This is a genomic window from Fulvimarina endophytica (assembly GCF_003403015.1).
GTDB classification, from domain to species: Bacteria; Pseudomonadota; Alphaproteobacteria; order Rhizobiales; family Rhizobiaceae; genus Fulvimarina; species Fulvimarina endophytica.
Genome location: NZ_QURL01000008.1, coordinates 96,171 through 114,227 on the forward strand (window position 1 = coordinate 96,171; position 18,057 = coordinate 114,227).

Below are 18,057 nucleotides of genomic sequence, written 5' to 3' on the forward strand. Positions count from 1 at the left end.
CCAATCGAAAAGGTGATACCCATGGCCCTTGCGAAAGATCAGGATTTCGTACCCGAAACCGAATGGCCCTCGGTCTCCGTGATGCTGGACGGCTTCGGACAGCCCAGCCTGCCCCCGTCGGACGCGCTCGCGGGCACGTCCCTGCGCATCGACGACGAGAAGGGCGTGAGCTGCGACTACGCCTTCCGGGATGCGACGTCGCTGGAATGGACCTACGGCACATCGCGCGGCCACAGCTCCTACAAGGCGGTCGAGGCCCGCCCCGGCATCTTCATCATCGACTTCGTGCGCGGCGAGGATCTGGCCACTGAGAGCATCACCATCATCTTCGACCGCAACACCGGCGCCGTCACGCACGCGATCTCGCGTTTCGTGGAAGCAGATGGCAGGGTCCGCGCGACCACCGGCTTCAGCCACGCCAACCCTGAAGGCGGGTCGGTGCATGAGCGCAGCGATGCCCTCGTCGGCAAGCGCATCTTCTATCGCTACAGCGATATCGAGACATATGAGCATGTCTATCTGAACCGCGGGACCTTCACCTGGCATTGCCTGCGCGGCGGCGAGGCGGGGCTCGCCGACACCGACCGCTGCGCGGCGTGGCAGGTCACCGACGATCTTTTCATCTTCTTCTGGACCGAAAAAGTCATGACCGTCGAGGCGGTGCTGCTGGTCGATCTGAAGCACCAGCGCTCGATCGGGCGGATGTTCGGATGGGACGACACGCTGGCCACGACGCTGGTCCTGCCCTTCGACTCTCGCCTCAGCGTCCTGAACACGACCGTCTATCCCGAGGATCACACGAAAGGCTGAAGGCCGGGACTGGACGTTAAAAGGGGAGGTGAAAGACATGGATATGCAACTGGCGGGCCGGGTGGCGGTGATCACCGGCGGCGCTTCGGGGATCGGGCTCGCCTGCGCCCGCGCGATGGCGGAGGAGGGGGCAAAGGTCGTCATCCTCGATCGCGACGGCGCGGGACAGGAGGTGGCGAAGGCGCTCGAGGCGCAAGGGCACGATGCCGTCTTCGTCCAGGCGGACATCACCTCGGAGCCTCAGGTCGAGGCCGCCATGCGGCAGACCATGGACCTTTACGGGCGGCTCGACATGCTGGTCGGCTGCGCGGGCATCTCGGGCCCGGTCGGGCGCACGCTGCGCGACATCTCGGCCGAGGACTGGGACCGGGTGATGGCGATCAATGTGCGCGGCAATTTCCTGGCCGCGAAGCATGCTCTGCCCCTTCTTGAGGAGAGCGACGCCGCCAGCATCGTCTTTCTGGCCTCGGACGCGGCCCTGGTCGCGTTCGAGGGGATGACGCCCTATTGCACCTCCAAGGGGGCCTTGCTGATGCTCGCCAAAGGCCTGTCGGTCGATCATCCGGCGGTCCGCGTGAACTGCCTGTGCCCCGGCGTGGTCGATACGCCCATGTCGCGCGCCGATCTCGGTCGCCCGCAGGGCTTTGCGGGCTTAAGCCTTCCCGTGATGCAGGCCGACCAGATCGCCCGCCATGCCGTCTTCCTCGCCTCGCCGGTCAGTGCGCCGATCAACGGGACCGCGCTGGTCTCGGATTTCGGCTATGTCGCCCGCTCGTCCCTGCCGCCGCTCGAATTCGAGGGGGCGGCACGATGACGGCCCCTGTCGCGATCATTACCGGCGGCGGCACCGGCATCGGCGCCGCCACCGCCCGGACCCTGCGCATCGAGGGCTGGGATGTCGTCATCTGCGGGCGGCGCATGGAGCCGCTGCAGGCGGTTGCGGACGAAACGGGTGCGGTGCCCGTTTGCGCCGACGCCGCATCGACCGCCGATCTCGACCGCCTGGTCGCGGCCGCGCTCGACAGGTTCGGTCGGATCGACGGGCTCGTGCTCAATGCAGGCATCGTGCGGCCCAGCCCGGTGGGCGCGCTGGCCGACGAGGACTGGGACGCCATGGTCCGCACGAACCTGACCGGGCCGTTCCGGCTGATCCGCGCGGCGCTGCCGTCTCTGATCGCGACCCGCGGCGCGATCGTGGGGGTCAGCTCGGCCGCCTCGCTGCGGGCGACGCAGGATATTGCGGGCTACAATGCCACCAAGGCCGGGCTGAATATGCTGATCCAGTCCGTCGCGGTGGATTACGGCCCGCAGGGTATCCGTGCCAATGCCGTCTGCCCCGGCTGGACGCGCACCGAGATGGCCGACATGGAGATGGGGGAATACGGCGAAGGCCTCGGCCTCGATGCAGAGGGCGCCTATGCCCGCGCCACCTCTTTCGTCCCGTCCCGGCGTCCTGCCAGCGCAGACGAGGTCTCCGAGGTGATCGCTTGGCTGCTGTCCGGCAAGGCGTCCTACGTGAACGCGGCCCTGATACCGGTCGATGGCGGTATGATCGCAACGGACCCCGGCGCGCTGGCGATGGATCCAAGGGTCAGCTTCGGCCCGGCCTGACAGAGGCATCCATCTCTGGATCCTCGGACCCGATCGAGAGCGCCGGGATAAAGGCTCCGAACGCCGCATGAAGAGTGTGAGGGTTCGCCGACGGCAGAGCGAACCCTCGTTGATGGATCGACACGGGGCATGTCCGTGACCGACCGTTCGATCATCCTGCGGCTTTGCCTGCACCGGCATGGCCGGTGCAGGCGCGGCTCATGCGACGATGGCCGCTTCGGTCGCGGCGCGGATCTCGTCCTCGGTGATGCCGTCGGCCAGCTGGACGATGCGCAGCCCGCCGGGCACCACGTCCAAGACACCCATATTGGTGATGATCCGGTCCACCACGGCCTTGCCGGTCAGCGGCAGGGTGCAGGATTTCAGCACCTTGGAGTCGCCCGCCTTGTTGGTGTGGTCCATCACCACGATCACCTTGCCGACGCCCGCGACGAGGTCCATCGCCCCGCCCATGCCCTTCACCAGCTTGCCGGGGATCATCCAGTTGGCGAGATCGCCCTTTTCGGAGACCTCCATCGCACCCAGGATCGCCGCCGCGATCTTGCCGCCGCGGATCATGCCGAAGCTCGTCGCGCTGTCGAAATAGGAGGTGCGTGCAAGCTCGGTGATGGTCTGCTTGCCGGCATTGATCAGGTCGGGATCCTCCTCGCCCTCGAAGGGGAAGGGGCCCATGCCCAGCATGCCGTTCTCTGACTGGAGCGTGATGTCCTTGTCGCCGACATAGTTCGCCACCAGCGTCGGAATGCCGATGCCGAGATTCACATACATGCCGTCTTCCAGTTCCTCGGCCGCGCGCGCGGCCATCCGGTTACGATCCCAGGGCATTCACGCGGTCTCCTTCTGGCGGGTGGTGACTTTCTCGATGCGCTTCTCGTGCGCGCCCTCGACGATGCGGTGCACGTAGATGCCGGGCAGATGGATCATGTCCGGGTCGAGCGAGCCCCGGGGAACGATTTCCTCGACCTCCGCCAGGCAGACCTTGCCGCACATGGCGGCCGGCGGGTTGAAGTTGCGCGCGGTCTTGCGGAAGACGAGATTGCCCGTGTCGTCCGCCTTCCAGGCCTTGACGATCGAGAGGTCGGCGACGATGCCGCGTTCGAGGATGTAGTCCTCGCCGTCGAAGGTCTTGACCTCCTTGCCCTCGGCGATGAGCGTGCCGACGCCGGTCTTGGTGTAGAAGCCCGGAATGCCGCTGCCGCCCGCCCGCATCCGCTCGGCGAGCGTGCCCTGGGGATTGAACTCCAGTTCCAGTTCGCCCGACAGATACTGGCGCATGAACTCGGCGTTCTCGCCCACATAGGAGCTGATCATCTTCCTGATCTGCCGCGTGGCCAGGAGCTTGCCGAGGCCGAAATCGTCGACGCCCGCATTGTTGGAGGCGACGGTCAGGTCCTTGACGCCGGAGCGCACCAGCGCGTCGATCGCAAGCTCGGGAATGCCGCACAGGCCGAACCCGCCCGCCGCGATGAACATGCCGTCATGCAGCAAGCCCTCCAGCGCCTCGTCCGCAGTGGCGTAGACCTTCTTCATCGGTCCTCCGTCTGAGTATCGAGAAGCGGGGGTGCTTCTCGTTGTTTGTCGTCCTGAACAGGCTTGAAACGGGCTTCTTCGGCCCTTCGAGCGGAACAGTCGGCCACGGCCTTGTCGAGCGCTGCGAGTCCCTGCAGCAAGGCCGCAAGATCCGGTTCAGCCATGGCGGAAAGGATCTCGTCGGCCCGTGCAGCCACGCCTACGAATGCCGCTCGGAAGAGCGCGTCGCCCTCGTCGGTGATGGTGTATTGACGCAGGCGCCGGTCCGAGCCGAGAACCCTGCGCGTGATCAGCGCCTTTGCCTCGAGCCGTGTGGCGGCACGGCTGACCTGCACCTTGTCCAGGGACGTCCGCTCCGCAATCTGAAGCGAATTCAGCGAGCCTGCATCCTCCAGGAGGAACAGCAGACGCCATTCCTCGCGTGAGAGGCCGTGTTCGCGTCCGTAGACCTCGACCAGCTGGCGCGAGAACGCTTCGGCGACCACGGCGAGGCGGTAGGGAAAGAAGGTTTCGATACGCATCGTAACTTGAGTTCCTAGCGTCCTGTCGGCTGATCCGATCGTTACAAGATCCGGGAAGCCGAGGCGAGCGTGGCTCCATGGCGAAAGGGTCTCGCCCGCTTCGATCACTGGAGTAGAAAGAGGGAGAGAACCGGCAGTGCGATGATGAGGGACAGGCGCACGATGTCGGCGACCCAGAACACGACGACGCCGCGAAAGATCGTGCCGAGCGCCACATCCGGCAGCACCGAACGCAGGACGAAGACATTCATGCCGATGGGCGGCGTGATCAGGCTGATTTCGGTCACCACCACGACGATGATCGCGAACCAGGCGAGAACCATGTCCGGATCCTGAAGGATCGCCAGTCCGAAATCGAGGTCCATGACCAGGGGATAGAACACCGGCACCGTCAGGAGGATCATCGACAGGCTCTCCAGAACGCAGCCGAGCACCATGTAGATGAGGACGATCGCCAGAAGAACGAGCCAGGGCGACAGGCCGACATCGGAGACGAAGTTCGACAGGGCGTAGGGAAGACCGGCGAAATTGATGAAATTGCCGAAGATTTCCGCGCCGATGATGATGGCGAAGATCATCGCCGAGGCGCCGGCGCTGTCGAGAAAGGCCTGCCAGAGGCCGGCGCGGGACAGGCCGCCGGTGGCAAAGGCGATCAGGAGCGCGGCGCCCGCGCCCATGCCGGCGGCCTCGATGGGCGTGAAGAACCCGCCATAGATGCCGCCCATGATGAATACGAAGAGGGCCAGAACGGCGACGACGCTGATGGCGTCCTTGCGGCTCAAGGGATGCGGGTCGCCGACCTTCGGGGCGAGTTCCGGGCGCAGCCGCACCGCCACCATCACCGCCAGAAGATAACCGACGATGCCGAGAATCCCTGGCACGATGCCGGCGAGAAACAGCTTGCCGATGTCGGATTCGGTCAGAAGACCGAAGATGATCAGGACGACGGAGGGCGGGATCAGGATGCCGAGCGTGCCGCCCGCCGCGATCGCGCCCGTGGCCAGGCTGTCGGAATAGCCGAAGCGGCGCATGGAGGGCATCGTGACCTTGGACATGGTGGCGGCGGTGGCGAGCGAAGAGCCGCAAACGGCGGAAAAGCCGCCGCAGGACAGAACGGTCGCCATGGCCAGTCCGCCGCGCATGCGGCCGAACACCCGGTCGGCCGCGGCAAAGAGCCCCTGCGCGATGCCCGATCCCGCGAGCACATTGCCCATGAAGATGAACAAGGGCACGACCGAGAGCGAATAGTTGAGCCCGGTTTCGAACACCGCATTGCCGACCATCGACCCCGCCGGCCCCCAGCCCCGCATCAGCGCGAAGCCGACGCCCCCGACGAGGGCCATGGCGAAGGCGATGGGAACGCGCGCAAAGACCAGCGCGAGAAGAATCGCGAATGCAATCAGGGAAAAGGTCACGGAGCAGTCCTCGGCAACACCATGATGAGGGCGGAGACCGCGCAGCTGAGCGCCGCCAGGAACGCCAGCGGCGCCATCGGCAGGGCCAGCGACGCGCTGCGCGTGCCTTCGTCCATCTGCGAGACGCCCAGAAGGGCGAGGCGCCAGGCGAAATAGCCCAGCACCAGCGCCGAGAGGACACCCGCCAGCCTCCCGAGGGCCCATTGCACCCGTTCGGGAACCATATGCAGCACGAGATCGACCTCCACATGGCCGCCATCGGCGGTGGTCAGCGGCAAGGCGACGAAGACCAGCGCCGCGAGCAGCATCTGCGTCAGCTCGTAAGCGCCGCCGAAGGGGCGGTTCAGGAGGTAGCGGCCGACCACGTCGATGCAGGTCACGCCGATGAGGCAGAGGATCAGGACCGCGGCGACGACGGCCAGCAAGCGGTACCAGACCGCTTGCCGGTGCGTGGCCCGGCCCGGGATCATGTCCGGGGCCTCGCCGGCTCCCGTTTTCGAAACGTCCGGGCCGGTCGGGGTCATTCGCCCCGCACTCCGGTCATCTTGCGGAACTTCGCCAGGGCGGCGGCACCGTCATAGCCCGACAACTGATCGGCCCAGGCTGCTTCCAGCCGGTCCGCGGCCTTGGTCAGCGCGGCGACGACCTCGGGGCTCGCCTCGTAGAAATCGACCTTGTCGCCGATCTCTTCCTTGGCCTTGTCGTCGGCGTCGTTCCAGGCCTTGCCGACCCGTTCGGCGAAGGCTTCGCCGGAGATCGCGTCGATGGCGGCGCGGTCTTCCTCGGAGATCTCGTTCCATTTGTCTTCGTTGATCACGAAGAACCAGGTCGTGTTGTAGATGCCGCCGGGAACGGACATCGAATATTTGATGTAGTCGGTCAGATTGAAGGCGGTCATCGCCTCATAGGTGAAGGCGACACCGTCGATCACGCCGCGCGAGAGCTTTTCATAGACTTCCGGGGACGACATGAAGAGGGGCGCAGCGCCCAGCGCCGAGACCAGATCGGCGACATAGCCGCCGGGGACGCGGATCTTCAGCCCCTGCATGTCCTCGGGCTTTTCGATCTTGCGGACATTGTTGTGGAGAAGGCCGGGGCCATGCATGAACAGGCCGAGGAGATGGGTCCCCTCATGCTCCTTGGCGGCATCGAGATCGCCGCCATAGATCGCCCAATAGGCTTTCGAATTCTCCACCGCGTCGTCACCCAGAAAGCTGAACTGGCCGAGCTTGGCGCGGGTGAAGCGGTCGTCCTCGGTGAAGGAATGCAAGCCGTAGGTGATGTCGGCGACGCCATCGCGCGCCATGTCGAAATGGGCCGGCGGGCTGCCGAGGGGCTTGCCCATGATCCGCACGGTGACCCGGCCGTCGGTGACCTTTTCGACGTCCTCGGCCCACGGTTCGAAGGCGTTGACGACGATGGGATGCTTGGGCGGCAGCCAGGACGACATGACGAGGTCCTGGGCGGCCAGCGGCGTTGCGGACAGGATCAGGCCGGCAAGGGCCAAACGCAGCGATTTCATGCTCTCTCTCCCTCAAATGCCCTCGCCTCCCGCGAGGGGTCGAATTGGTCCGGATGGGCGGCGACGAAGGCCGGGTGGCCCCCGCAGGCCCGCGACACCGCCGAAATTCTCGGCAGGTGCGCGAAGTCGACGCCCCAGCGGGCGGCGTTATAGAGCTGCGGGACGAGCGCGCAATCGGCAAGGCTCGGCTCCGTCCCGTGACAGAAGCGCCCCGAAAAGCCCGGATGATCCAGCATCGCCTCGATGGCCTCGAGGCCCTCGGCGATGTTGTCGCGGTTCCAGTCCGTGCGGGCCTGCGGCCCAGCCAGCGCACCGACCCGCGCGAGAACGCCGAGATTGGAGACCGGGTGGATATCGCAGGCGACCGCCAGCGCGAGGCGCCGCACCTTTGCGCGCGCCATCGGATCGCCCGGCAACAGAGCCGGCTCGGGGCGGGTCTCGTCCAGATATTCGATGATCGCCAGCGACTGGGTGAGGATCTGCCCGTCGATTTCGAGCGCCGGCACCAGCCCTTGCGGATTGACGGCGAGATGGGCCGGCGAGCGATGGGCGCCGGCGACCAGATCCACCGCCACCCTGTCAAAGGCGATCGCCTTGAGATTCAGGGCGATGCGGACCCGGTAGGAGGCCGAGGACCGCCAGTAATCGTAAAGAAGCGGCCGCGCCATCTTAACGCTATTCCTTCGCCGGCAGGATCGTGCCGGTGCAGGGGCCGAAGCCGATGCGGTAGCCCGCGCCCTTCGCAAAGCCGTAGAGCCCGATCTCGTCGCCGTCCTCGATGAAGGTCCGCTCCGCCTCGCCGACCTTGACCGGCGACTTGCCGCCTTTGGTCATTTCCAGAAGCGCGCCGGTCTCTTCGACCGAGGGGCCGGATATCGTGCCGCTGCCGAGAAGGTCGCCGACACGCATCGGGCAGCCCGAACTCGTGTGATGGGCGAGCTGCTGGGCGCTTGAATAATACATGACGTTGTAATTCGTCTCGGCCATGGTCTGGCCGTTCATGGTCCAGCCGAGGGTCAGATCGTAAAGGCCGGGCCGCTCTTCCTGAAGATAGGGCAGAAGCGGGTCGACACGTTCGGCGCCGGCACAGCGGAACGGCTCCAGCGCCGCGCTGGTGACGATCCACGGGCTGATCGTGGTGCCGAGCGCCTTGGCCTGGAACGGCCCGAGCGGTTGATATTCCCAGGCCTGCACATCGCGGGCGGACCAGTCGTTCAAGAGGACATAGCCGAAGATCATCGCCTCCGCCTCGGCGACGCTGACCCGCGTTCCGAGCTCGGTCTCGCCGCCGACGATGGCGCCGAGTTCCAGTTCCAGATCGAGGCGCCGGCAAGGGCCCCAGACCGGGCCGCTTTCCCCCTTGAGCTGCCCCATCGGACGGTGGAGCGGCGTGCCGGACACGACGACCGAGGAGGCCCGGCCATTATAGCCGATGGGCATATGGGTCCACTGGGCCGGCAGCGCGTTGTCCGGACCACGGAACAGGACACCCACATTGAAGGCGTGGTTCTTGGACGCGTAGAAATCGGTGAATTCGGTGACCTCTATCGGCAGATGCATCGTCGCCTCGGCCATAGGGACGAGGGGCAGGTCCGGATTTGCGTCCTCGGCGAGAAGCCGGGTGAGATCGGCGCGCACCTTGTCCCAGGCGGGGCGGCCAAGGGCGATGAAGTCGTTCAGCCGGGGGGACGAGAAGGTGCCTTGCGCCTCGATCAGCCCTCGCGCCTCGCAGGCGGCGAGATCGACGATCATGTCGCCGATCGCCACGCCGCAGGTCGGCGCGCCGCCGGCCCGCGAATAGACGCCATAGGGCAGGTTCTGGATGGGAAAATCGCAGTCGGGGGCGTTTGCGGCAGCCACGAAGCTGCGCAGGACGGGTTCGGCCATCGGATCCTCTTCAGAGCGTGATGCAGGAAAGTTGCATGACCTTTCCGATCACATCGTGTGGCGAAACAGAGGTTCAGAGCGAAATGGCGATCCCGATCGATCGCATGTCGCTCGAAAACTCGGCGGTCGCTTCGGTCATGCAGTTCGTTGGGAGCGAATGGCCTGCGAACGCCAAAACGTTTCATATGCAATGAATAGCAGGGTTCATTTCAATTGCAATGACATTTTGTGCCGGCCTGCATCGCGCCGGGTCGAAGCGCGACGAGGAATGGCCCGTCGCGCTTCGATATCAGCAGCCCTTCGGATCACTTGATGCCTGGCGTGCCGTCGAACTTCTTCTCGATCTGGTTCCAGACCTCGATATATTCCTCCTGCATCGGCGCGTCCTTCGCCGCGAACTGGGTCAGATGCTGGGGGAAGCGGGTCTCGAACATGAAGGACATTGTATTGGCGAGCTTTGCGGGCTTCAGCTCGGCATTGCTGGCGCCCTCGAAGGCATCGCGATCGGGCCCATGGGGCAACATGCAATTGTGCAGGCTGATCCCGCCCGGCTGAAAGCCCTGCGGCTTCGCGTCATAGACGCCGTAGATATTGCCCATCAGCTCCGACATGATGTTCTTGTGATACCAAGGCGGGCGGAAGGAGTGTTCCGCCACCATCCAGCGTTCGCGGAACAGGACGAAGTCGATATTGGCCGTGCCTTCCTGGCCGGACGGCGCGGTCAGAACCGTGAAGATCGACGGGTCCGGATGATCGAAGAGGATGGCGCCGACCGGCGAATAGGTTCTCAGATCGTATTTGTAGGCGCAGTAATTGCCGTGCCAGGCGACGACGTCGAGCGGACTGTGGCCGATGCGGGTCTCATGGAACTGGCCGCACCATTTGATGACGACCCGGCTTTCCACCTCCCTGTCCTCGAAGGCAGCGACGGGAGACTTGAAGTCGCGCGGATTGGCCAGACAATTGGCGCCGATCGGCCCGCGACCCGGCAGGTCGAATTTCTGGCCGTAATTCTCGCAGACGAAGCCCCGCGCCGGCCCCTCCAGAACCTCCACCCGATAGACGAGACCGCGCGGGATGATGGCGATCTCCTTGGGTTCGATGTCGATGACGCCGAGTTCGGTACAGAAGCGCAGGCGTCCCTCCTGGGGCACGATCAGAAGCTCGCTGTCGGCGGAGAAGAAATACTCGTCCTCCATGGACCGCGTCACGAGATAGACGTGCGACGCCATGCCGACCTGGATATTGACGTCGCCCGCCGTGGTCATGGTGCGCATGCCGGTGATCCAGGTCAGATCCTCCTCAGGCACGGGGATCGGGTCCCAGCGATACTGGCCGAGGCTGGTGACCTGAGGCAGGATGTTCGGCGCGCTCTTCCAGTGGGGCATGTCGATCGGCGTGAACCGCCCCGTATGATGGACGGAGGGGCGAATGCGGTAGCACCAGGTCCGCTCGTTCTGGCCGCGCGGCGCGGTGAAGGCGGTGCCGGACAGCTGCTCGGCATAAAGGCCGTAATTGCATTTCTGCGGGCTGTTCTGGCCCTGGGGCAGGGCGCCCGGCAGGGCTTCGGTCTCGAAGTCGTTGCCGAAGCCGGGCATGTAGCCTTCATGCGGGCCCGTGGTCCCGGTGGCGCGGATCATTCCCTGCGGCAGATCGTGAATGGTCATCGGGTTCCTCCTGAAATATTCGTTGTGATTGCAACGATCCTAACGGCCGCATGGCGAGCATGTCAAGACTGTTGCGCGCGCAACGAATTCTGGGCGATGGTGGGCCGGCAAGGAGAGACCCCGATGACCTTCCAGCTTGACCAGTTCCTGCCCTATCGTCTGTCCATCGCCGCCGCCGAGGTCAGCCGTCGCTTCGCCGAACGCTATGCCGCCGAAGCGGGGCTGAGCATTCCCGAGTGGCGCGTGCTGGCGCATCTGGCCCATTCGGGCAGCGTCAGCATCCGCGACATCACGCGGCGGGTGCATCTGGACAAATCCGTGGTCAGCCGCGCTGCCTCGCGGCTCGAGCAGGCGGGCCATGTCGCCAAATGCGGCCATGACGGGGACCGACGCCTGATCGCCCTCTGCCTGACCCCGCAAGGCGAGGCGCTGATGGCGCGCCTTGCCCATATCGCGAACGACTTCCAGACTCACCTGCAAGACCTGTTGGGCAAGGACGCCGACGCCTTCGATGCCGGGCTAACCCGGCTGTTGGACCAAGCCGGACGCCCGGATAATCGCTCTTGAGCAGTGCGCCTTGACTCAACGCGGGCGATGCCCGGACGGCGGCAATCCCGTCGCCGTCTTGATGGCGCGCCAGAGCGCGGTGCTGTCGGCATAGCCGAGCCGGCGCGCGATCTCGGCATTGGAGGCCAGTCCTTGTCGCAACTGCGCATGGGCAAGCTCCAGGCGCGTCTCAAGGACCAGCGCGCGCAGCGAGGTCCCCTCGACCGCCAGATGGCGTTGCAGGCTGCGGGGCGCCCGGCCCAGCTCGCCAGCAATCAGGGGCAGATTGACAGGTCTTTGCCCCAGATGCATCCGAACAAGGCTGCGCACCCGCGCGACCAGCCCTGCATCGCCCGGACCGTGCGACATATCCGCGAGATGACGCGAGAGGATGGTCAGAAGATCTGCATCCTCGGTGCGCACGACGTTTTCGGACAGGGCCAGATCGAAGACGAGGCGGTTCGCCGTCTGTCCGAAACGTGGGCGCAGACCCCAGAGCCGATCCAGCACCGACGCGTCCGGGGGAGGGGAATGTTCGAGATGCAGCTCGGCCGGTCGGCCAGCTGCGCCGAAGGCATCGCGGGCCAGTGCGAGCGTCGCCGCCACGGTGTATTCGTTGTCCTGCCGGCGCGGCCACAGAGCGGGATCCTCCAGCCGGTAGCTCCAGACCAACTGGCCGTCCTGCGGCTCGACCCGCATCAGGGTGCCGTCCTGCCAGACATTCAGCATCGCCGCCAGCCGCTCCAGGCCGCGCCGCAGTGTGGACGATCCGCCGAAGATCAATCCGACCGGCCCTAGATCGGCCGCTCGGAAGCCTGTGCCCACGCGGGCGCACAGAAAGGGATCGCCACAGGTCTCGGCTGCAGCCTCCAGGAACCCGACATAGCGAGGCAGCGGGATCTCGGCATAAGGATCGGAGACCATCGTCCGGGTCAGCGCGTGGCGCGCCAGAAGCCGGTCGGCACGGCGTGGGTTCTGGTCCAGGACATGCAGGACGGGGCCAAGGCTGGAGACGCGGATCATCGGTGGAGCGGCGTCCCGAACGGCGCCCTGTGGCGCGAAATATCGAATCATTGGCGCATCCCGCAATTCACCCCGCCTAGAGCCTACCCTAACATTCGTTTCAAATGAAATGAAAAGCGCGCCAGAAGCAGTGGCCGACCAGGGGAGGACATCATGTTGGACACCGCCGCATCGCCAGTTGCGCCACTCTTTGCGAGATGCCGAGGGGCCGGCCGATGAGTGTGCTCGACCCCGCGCAGATGCGCAGGCTCGACGCGCGCAACTACTATTCAGCCACCAGAAAATACGATCTGTCGTTTCCCCGGCTCACCGACGACGTCGACTGCGATGTCGTGGTGATCGGCGGCGGCTTTTCCGGGATCAACACCGCCCTGGAGCTTGCCGAGGCGGGCATCACGAACACCGTCGTGCTGGAGGCGCGGCATCTGGGATATGGCGGCACCGGTCGCAATGGCGGGCAGGTCATGGCGGGGATCGGCCACGATCTCGGCAAGGTGAAAAAGCATGTCGGGCCCGAGGGGCTCGAGACGCTGTTCCGGATCTCGAATATGGGCGCGGGGGTCATTCGCGAGCGGGTGGCGAAATACGGCATCGACGCCGATTTGAGCCATGGTTATGGCTATCTGGCTTACAACCGTCGCCAGCTGGATACCCTGCGCGGCTGGTTCGATGAGTTCCGTGCCGCCGAACCCGATGTCGAGATCGAGCTGCTGGAAGGACGACAGGTGCAGACCATCGTCGGCACCGATGTCTATGCCGGCGCGATCAAGCATATGGGCAACGGGCATGTCCATTCGCTGAACCTGTTGCTGGGGGAAGCAAAGGCTCTTGTCGGCCACGGTGCCCGCATCTTCGAGAATTCGCCGGCGATCGCGGTCGAATACGGCCCGCGGATCACTGTGCGCACGAATGGGGGAACGGTGACGGCGGGCAAGCTGCTCTGGGCCTGCGACGGGTTCCTGAACCGGCTGGAACCTGCCATTGCCTCGAGGACGGTCAACACCTTCGCCTTCCAGATGGCGACCGAGCCGTTGCCCGACGACCTGATCCGTCGGATCAGCCCGATCCGGGGCGCCTATTCGGACATTCGCCCCGTCATCGACTATTTTCGCGTGACCCGGGAGAACCGGTTTCTGTTCGGTGCGGCGACGCGGCTGCTGGACCACGTGCCATCGGATCTGGCCGCGTGGAACCGCAACCTGATGCTGAAGATCTTCCCCTATCTGAAGGACGTGCGCATCGACATGGCCTGGGGCGGGCCGATGGCCTGCTCGGCCAACCTGTTCCCGCAGATCGGCACATTGCCGGGCCGGCCGGACGCCTTCTACGTGCAGGGCTATTCCGGCTTTGGTGTCACGCCCAGCCATATCGTCAGCAAGGTCCTGGCCGAGGGGATGAGCGAGGGCTCGGCCCGCTACGACCTGATGGCGCAGATTCCCCATGTTTCGATCGTCGGGACGGACCAGGCCCGTGCCGCGATCACCACCGCCGGCAAGTGCTGGCACCAACTGTCCGGCTATTTCAACGGCCGGCGCTGAAGGAAGGACATGACCATGCTGACGCGAATCAAGGAGACCGCCCCGGACATGGAAAGCTGGGGCAGCATCACCAATCTGGGCGCCGAGCTGTTGGAGGGCGATGTGCAATGCATGGGCGCCATGATCCACGGCGCGCCGACCGATCCTGTCGCCTGCGCCTATTTCGGCGTCACGAAGGGCAGGTTCCGTATGACCTATCCCTTTAGCGAACATGCCATCGTGGTCGAAGGCAGCGTAACCCTGACCGACGAGGAGACGGGGGAAAGCGCCACCTTCACCGTGGGCGACGGCTGGTTCGCCCCGAAGGGAACTCGGGTGCTGTGGGAGGTGACGAGCGAGCGTTTCGTCAAGAACTACCTCTCGGTCGCCTGAGGCTCTGCCTAATGCAGGATCGCGGCCAGCAGATCGTTGGATTTGCGCATTCCGAGCTTCTGATAGGCGCGCTGGCGATAGGTGAGGACGGTGCTGGTCCCAAGGGCCAGATCGTCCGCAATCGCCCGCGCGGTCTGGCCGCTTAAGGTGCGCGCGCAGATCTCGCGCTCGCGCACCGTGAGGGCGGGATAGGCCTGCGCCAACCGGTCCCGCAGCTCGGGCAGCAGGGGGGCAGGGGGCTGGGTCAGGCGGGACAGTCCGGTCATGGCCAGCTGCGCCAGGGCGCCGAGCTGCGCCATGTCCGGCGAGCCGGCATCGCGGCGCTGGTAGAAGGAGACGACCAGCGCGTCGTCCGCCCGGCACCAGCCGAAACAGATCTTCTCGGCGAAGCGGGGGCGGTCGAAGCACAGGTTGCGATAGGCCCCGAGATTGATCGCCTCGGCCGGAATGCGACGGACGAAACCCTGGCCCGGCGGGGTCGCGCGCCGCGCCTCGGCCAGCGGATCGCTGTGGTGGAACCGGCGGACATAGGCCCCGGCGCGGTCCTCGACATCATCGAGTGTGCTGGCCGAGGCAAGGATCTCGGGGAGCCCGTCGCCCAGGCGGCAGGCGAACAGTTCCTCGATGCCGGCGGCCCGCCGGGCGATGTCCAGCAGGCGGATCGCGAACAGCCGGCTGTCGCGCGCCTCTAGGAGGTCGGCGGCGAGGTCCGGGTCGATCAGGTTGAAGCCGTGCATCAAATTACCCCCCCCGCGTTGTCCATAGACCTAATGACATACAGCCGTATTTCGTTTCAATAGAAATGTTTCACATCAAGATACCTCCGGGAGTGAGACCATGAGCAAGCCCTTTGCCTCTTCGACCGACACCGCCGCGAAAACCGACACGCTCGAGATCCTGGGCGAGGGCGTCTACGCCCTGACCGCCGAGGGCGATCCGAATGTCGGCGCGGTCGAGGGCGAGGACTTCGTCGTCGCCATCGAATCCCGCGCCACCCCCGCCGCCTCGCGCGACTGGCTGAAGATCCTGCGCGAACAGACCGACAAGCCCATCCGCTATCTGGTCCTGACCCATTACCACGCCGTGCGCGTTCTGGGCGCCAGCGCCTTCGATGCGGGTGACATCATCATGTCGAACGCCTCGCGCGATCTGGTCGCCGAACGCGGCGAAGAGGACTGGAAGAGCGAGTTCGGCCGCATGCCGCGCCTGGCTAAGAATGCGGACGAAGTGCCGGGCCTGACCTGGCCGACGATCACCTTCGACACCGAATACGACATCGAGCTCGGCGGCGATCGCGGCAAGCTGGAACTGCGGTTCCTCGGCCGCGGCCATACCGGCGGCGACATCGCCGTCTGGCACGACAAGACCCGCACGCTTTACGCCGGTGACCTCGTCGAGGCGAAGGCCGCGCTCTACACGGGCGACGCCTATCACTTCGATTGGGCCGGCAAGACGCTCGACAACGTCAAGGCTTACAGGGCCGAGAACCTGATCGGCGGGCGCGGCGCCGTGGCGCGCGGCGTGGCGGAGACCGACGCGGCAGTCGAACAGACGCGCAAGTTCCTCAACGGTATGATCGAGAATGTCGGCCGGGTCCACAAGGCTGGCGGCTCGCTGCGCGAGGCCTTCGAGGCGACGCGCGACGCGCTCGCCCCCGAATTCGGCAGCTGGCCGATCTTCGAGCATTGCCTGCCCTTCGACGTGCAGCGCCTCTGGGACGAATATGACGGGATCGAGCATCCGCGCATCTGGACCGCCGAGCGCGACCGCGAGGTCTGGGCCAAGCTTCAGGACTGACGGCGGAAAAGGGAGGAGGAAACCATGGCGAATGTCGCAGGCATTCCCGTCTACAAGGAGATCGTCGCCACTCCGGTGCCGGCCCTTCCGCGCGACGAGGCGCGGGTGGTCATCGTCGGCGCGGGCCCTGTCGGCCTGGCGCTGGCGCTGGATCTGGGGCGCCAGGGCCTGCCGGTGACGGTGCTGAACCGGCTGGATTTCGTGGCCCATTGCTCCAAGGCGATCTGCTTTTCCAAGCGCTCGCTCGACATTCTGGACCGGCTCGGAGTGTGCGATGCCGCGATCGAAAAGGGCGTGACCTGGAATGTCGGCAAGGTGTTCCGGGGCGCGGCGGCCGAGCCTGTCTACCAGTTCGACATGCTGCCGGTGAAGGACCAGAAGCGGCCGGGCTTCATCAACATCCAGCAATATTACATCGAGGACTATCTGCTGGATGGCTGCCGCGCGCTGCCCAATGTGGATATCCGGTGGGGCCATGCCGTCACCGAGGTCACCCCGCTGAATGACGGGGTGGAGCTGGCGATCCGTGCCACCGATGGCGACTATCGGCTTGCGGCCGAATGGGTGGTCGCCTGCGACGGCGCGCGCTCGACGGTGCGCGAGCGCATGGGTCTCGATTTCGAGGGCCGCGTCTTCGAGGACAACTTCCTCATCGCCGATATCCGCATGACGCACGAGATGCCGCCCGAGCGCTGGTTCTGGTTCGATCCCCCCTTCAATCCGGGCCGCTCGGCGCTGATGCACAAGCAGCCGGACGATGTCTGGCGTCTCGATTTCCAGCTGGGCTGGAACATCGACCGCGAGGCCGCCACCCGGCCGGAAAACGTCGAGCCCTTCATCCGCGCCATGCTGGGCGAGGAGGTCGAGTTCGAGCGCGAATGGTATTCCGTCTACACCTTCCAGTGCCGCCGCATGGCCCGGTTCAAGCATGGCCGCGTGGTCTTTGCCGGAGACGCGGCCCATCTCGTCTCGCCCTTCGGGGCGCGGGGCTGCAATGGCGGCTTTGCCGATGCCGACAATCTCGGCTGGAAGCTGGGCCTCGTCCTGCGCGGCGAGGCGAATGAGGCGCTGATCGAAAGCTACGACCACGAGGCCATCGCCACGGCGGACGAGAACATTCTGAACTCGACCCGCTCGACCGATTTCCTGACCCCGAAATCCACCGCCAGCCGGGCGCTGCGCGATGCGGTGCTGGAACTGGCGGCCGAGCACGCCTTCGCCCGGCCCTTCGTCAATTCGGGCCGCCTGTCCACCGCCGTCGCCTATGCCGCCAGCCCGCTTTCGACGCCCGACGAGGATGCGTGGGAGGGCGGCGTGCCGCCGGGCCATCCGGTGCTGGACGCGCCCCTTAACACTCCATCTGGCGATGGCTGGCTGCTGGAGACACTGGGCAATGATTTCGTGCTTCTGACCTGCGGCGACTGCCCTGCGGCGCCTGCCGGCCTCAGGCAGATCGCGCTGCCGCCCGAGGGGCTGGCCGCCCAACGGCTGGCCCTGAGCCCCGGCGGCGCGGTTCTCGTGCGCCCCGATCACTATGTCGCTGCGCGCTGGCAGAACCCGACGGCGCCCGCGATCGCCGCCGCCCTTGGCCGTGCGAAGGGAGAAACCCGATGCCTGAACTGATCCTGACGCCGAACCTCTCGGCCCATGACGATCTCTATGACGCGCTGGTGCGTCTCCATGACGGCCTGAGCGATGAGGAGAGCCTGCGGCTCTGGTCAAGGCTGACGCTGATCCTGATGAACCATATCGGCGAGCGCGAGGTGCTGCTGGCCGCCATGAAGACCGCCCGACAGGGTTGAGCTGATCTCTGGGAGG

At 65.6% G+C, this 18,057-nt stretch carries 21 protein-coding genes; 10 read left to right on the plus strand and 11 right to left on the minus strand.

Annotation, left to right across the window (positions count from 1 at the left end; genetic code table 11):
- Positions 1-21: 21 nt before the first annotated feature.
- Genes DYI37_RS17130 through DYI37_RS17140 form a run of 3 tightly spaced genes read left to right on the plus strand, consistent with a single transcriptional unit; the run spans position 22 to position 2,421 of the window.
- Positions 22-810: a MoaF C-terminal domain-containing protein gene (locus DYI37_RS17130; protein WP_116684498.1), complete on the plus strand. Its 789-nt coding sequence runs from the start codon at positions 22-24 to the stop codon at positions 808-810.
- Between the two features lie 37 nt (positions 811-847).
- The gene (locus tag DYI37_RS17135; RefSeq protein ID WP_116684499.1) at positions 848-1,624 is read left to right on the plus strand and encodes an SDR family NAD(P)-dependent oxidoreductase; all 777 of its coding nucleotides are present in this window, start codon (positions 848-850) and stop codon (positions 1,622-1,624) included.
- A complete protein-coding gene (locus DYI37_RS17140) occupies positions 1,621-2,421 on the plus strand; it encodes an SDR family NAD(P)-dependent oxidoreductase (RefSeq protein WP_116684500.1) in 801 nt (266 codons plus the stop codon). The genes DYI37_RS17135 and DYI37_RS17140 overlap by 4 nt, the downstream gene beginning before the upstream one ends.
- A gap of 198 nt (positions 2,422-2,619) precedes the next feature.
- On the opposite strand, the gene DYI37_RS17145 is transcribed toward DYI37_RS17140, so the two are convergent.
- The 8 genes from DYI37_RS17145 to fahA form a co-directional block, all read right to left on the minus strand.
- A complete protein-coding gene (locus DYI37_RS17145; RefSeq protein ID WP_116684501.1) occupies positions 2,620-3,246 on the minus strand; it encodes a 3-oxoacid CoA-transferase subunit B in 627 nt (208 codons plus the stop codon).
- A complete protein-coding gene (locus DYI37_RS17150) occupies positions 3,247-3,951 on the minus strand; it encodes a CoA transferase subunit A (RefSeq protein ID WP_116684502.1) in 705 nt (234 codons plus the stop codon).
- Positions 3,948-4,472 (minus strand): MarR family winged helix-turn-helix transcriptional regulator, encoded by a 525-nt coding sequence (locus DYI37_RS17155; protein ID WP_116684503.1) that lies wholly within the window; start codon positions 4,470-4,472, stop codon positions 3,948-3,950. Before DYI37_RS17155 ends, DYI37_RS17150 begins: the two co-directional genes overlap by 4 nt.
- Before the next feature lie 104 nt (positions 4,473-4,576).
- A complete protein-coding gene (locus DYI37_RS17160) occupies positions 4,577-5,887 on the minus strand; it encodes a TRAP transporter large permease (RefSeq protein ID WP_116684504.1) in 1,311 nt (436 codons plus the stop codon).
- On the minus strand, positions 5,884-6,411 hold the full coding sequence (locus tag DYI37_RS17165; RefSeq protein ID WP_116684505.1) for a TRAP transporter small permease: 528 nt from the start codon (positions 6,409-6,411) through the stop codon (positions 5,884-5,886). The genes DYI37_RS17160 and DYI37_RS17165 overlap by 4 nt, the downstream gene beginning before the upstream one ends.
- Positions 6,408-7,409, minus strand: a complete 1,002-nt coding sequence (locus DYI37_RS17170) for a TRAP transporter substrate-binding protein (RefSeq protein WP_116684506.1) — start codon at positions 7,407-7,409, stop codon at positions 6,408-6,410. Before DYI37_RS17170 ends, DYI37_RS17165 begins: the two co-directional genes overlap by 4 nt.
- Positions 7,406-8,077 (minus strand): maleylacetoacetate isomerase, encoded by a 672-nt coding sequence (maiA, locus tag DYI37_RS17175; RefSeq protein WP_116684507.1) that lies wholly within the window; start codon positions 8,075-8,077, stop codon positions 7,406-7,408. Before maiA ends, DYI37_RS17170 begins: the two co-directional genes overlap by 4 nt.
- 7 nt (positions 8,078-8,084) lie before the next feature.
- Positions 8,085-9,296, minus strand: coding sequence for a fumarylacetoacetase (gene fahA, locus DYI37_RS17180; protein ID WP_116684508.1), 1,212 nt, complete (start codon positions 9,294-9,296; stop codon positions 8,085-8,087).
- Positions 9,297-9,331: 35 nt separating this feature from the next.
- On the opposite strand from fahA, the gene DYI37_RS20050 reads away from it, so the two are divergent.
- The gene (locus tag DYI37_RS20050) at positions 9,332-9,490 is read left to right on the plus strand and encodes a hypothetical protein (RefSeq protein ID WP_158555202.1); all 159 of its coding nucleotides are present in this window, start codon (positions 9,332-9,334) and stop codon (positions 9,488-9,490) included.
- A 111-nt stretch (positions 9,491-9,601) separates the two neighbouring features.
- Here the strand turns inward: DYI37_RS20050 and hmgA are convergent, their stop codons facing one another.
- On the minus strand, positions 9,602-10,963 hold the full coding sequence (hmgA, locus tag DYI37_RS17185; protein WP_116684509.1) for a homogentisate 1,2-dioxygenase: 1,362 nt from the start codon (positions 10,961-10,963) through the stop codon (positions 9,602-9,604).
- A gap of 123 nt (positions 10,964-11,086) precedes the next feature.
- Here hmgA and DYI37_RS17190 point away from each other — a divergent pair, with 123 nt between their 5' ends.
- The gene (locus DYI37_RS17190; RefSeq protein WP_116684510.1) at positions 11,087-11,530 is read left to right on the plus strand and encodes a MarR family winged helix-turn-helix transcriptional regulator; all 444 of its coding nucleotides are present in this window, start codon (positions 11,087-11,089) and stop codon (positions 11,528-11,530) included.
- Positions 11,531-11,545: 15 nt separating this feature from the next.
- Here the strand turns inward: DYI37_RS17190 and DYI37_RS17195 are convergent, their stop codons facing one another.
- Positions 11,546-12,532, minus strand: coding sequence for an AraC family transcriptional regulator (locus DYI37_RS17195; protein ID WP_158555203.1), 987 nt, complete (start codon positions 12,530-12,532; stop codon positions 11,546-11,548).
- Between the two features lie 215 nt (positions 12,533-12,747).
- Between DYI37_RS17195 and DYI37_RS17200 the strand changes: the two genes are divergently transcribed.
- On the plus strand, positions 12,748-14,070 hold the full coding sequence (locus tag DYI37_RS17200) for an NAD(P)/FAD-dependent oxidoreductase (protein WP_199520193.1): 1,323 nt from the start codon (positions 12,748-12,750) through the stop codon (positions 14,068-14,070).
- Between the two features lie 15 nt (positions 14,071-14,085).
- Positions 14,086-14,442: a cupin domain-containing protein gene (locus DYI37_RS17205; RefSeq protein ID WP_199520194.1), complete on the plus strand. Its 357-nt coding sequence runs from the start codon at positions 14,086-14,088 to the stop codon at positions 14,440-14,442.
- An 8-nt stretch (positions 14,443-14,450) separates the two neighbouring features.
- On the opposite strand, the gene DYI37_RS17210 is transcribed toward DYI37_RS17205, so the two are convergent.
- Complete coding sequence (locus tag DYI37_RS17210; protein ID WP_199520195.1) at positions 14,451-15,179, minus strand: helix-turn-helix transcriptional regulator; 729 nt, start codon at positions 15,177-15,179, stop codon at positions 14,451-14,453.
- A gap of 100 nt (positions 15,180-15,279) precedes the next feature.
- On the opposite strand from DYI37_RS17210, the gene DYI37_RS17215 reads away from it, so the two are divergent.
- The 3 genes from DYI37_RS17215 to DYI37_RS17225 are packed head-to-tail and all read left to right on the plus strand — an operon-like array spanning position 15,280 to position 18,041.
- Positions 15,280-16,239: an MBL fold metallo-hydrolase gene (locus DYI37_RS17215; protein ID WP_116684513.1), complete on the plus strand. Its 960-nt coding sequence runs from the start codon at positions 15,280-15,282 to the stop codon at positions 16,237-16,239.
- A 24-nt stretch (positions 16,240-16,263) separates the two neighbouring features.
- On the plus strand, positions 16,264-17,862 hold the full coding sequence (locus DYI37_RS17220) for an FAD-dependent oxidoreductase (RefSeq protein WP_116684514.1): 1,599 nt from the start codon (positions 16,264-16,266) through the stop codon (positions 17,860-17,862).
- Complete coding sequence (locus DYI37_RS17225; RefSeq protein ID WP_116684560.1) at positions 17,850-18,041, plus strand: DUF2783 domain-containing protein; 192 nt, start codon at positions 17,850-17,852, stop codon at positions 18,039-18,041. The genes DYI37_RS17220 and DYI37_RS17225 overlap by 13 nt, the downstream gene beginning before the upstream one ends.
- Positions 18,042-18,057: the final 16 nt, after the last annotated feature.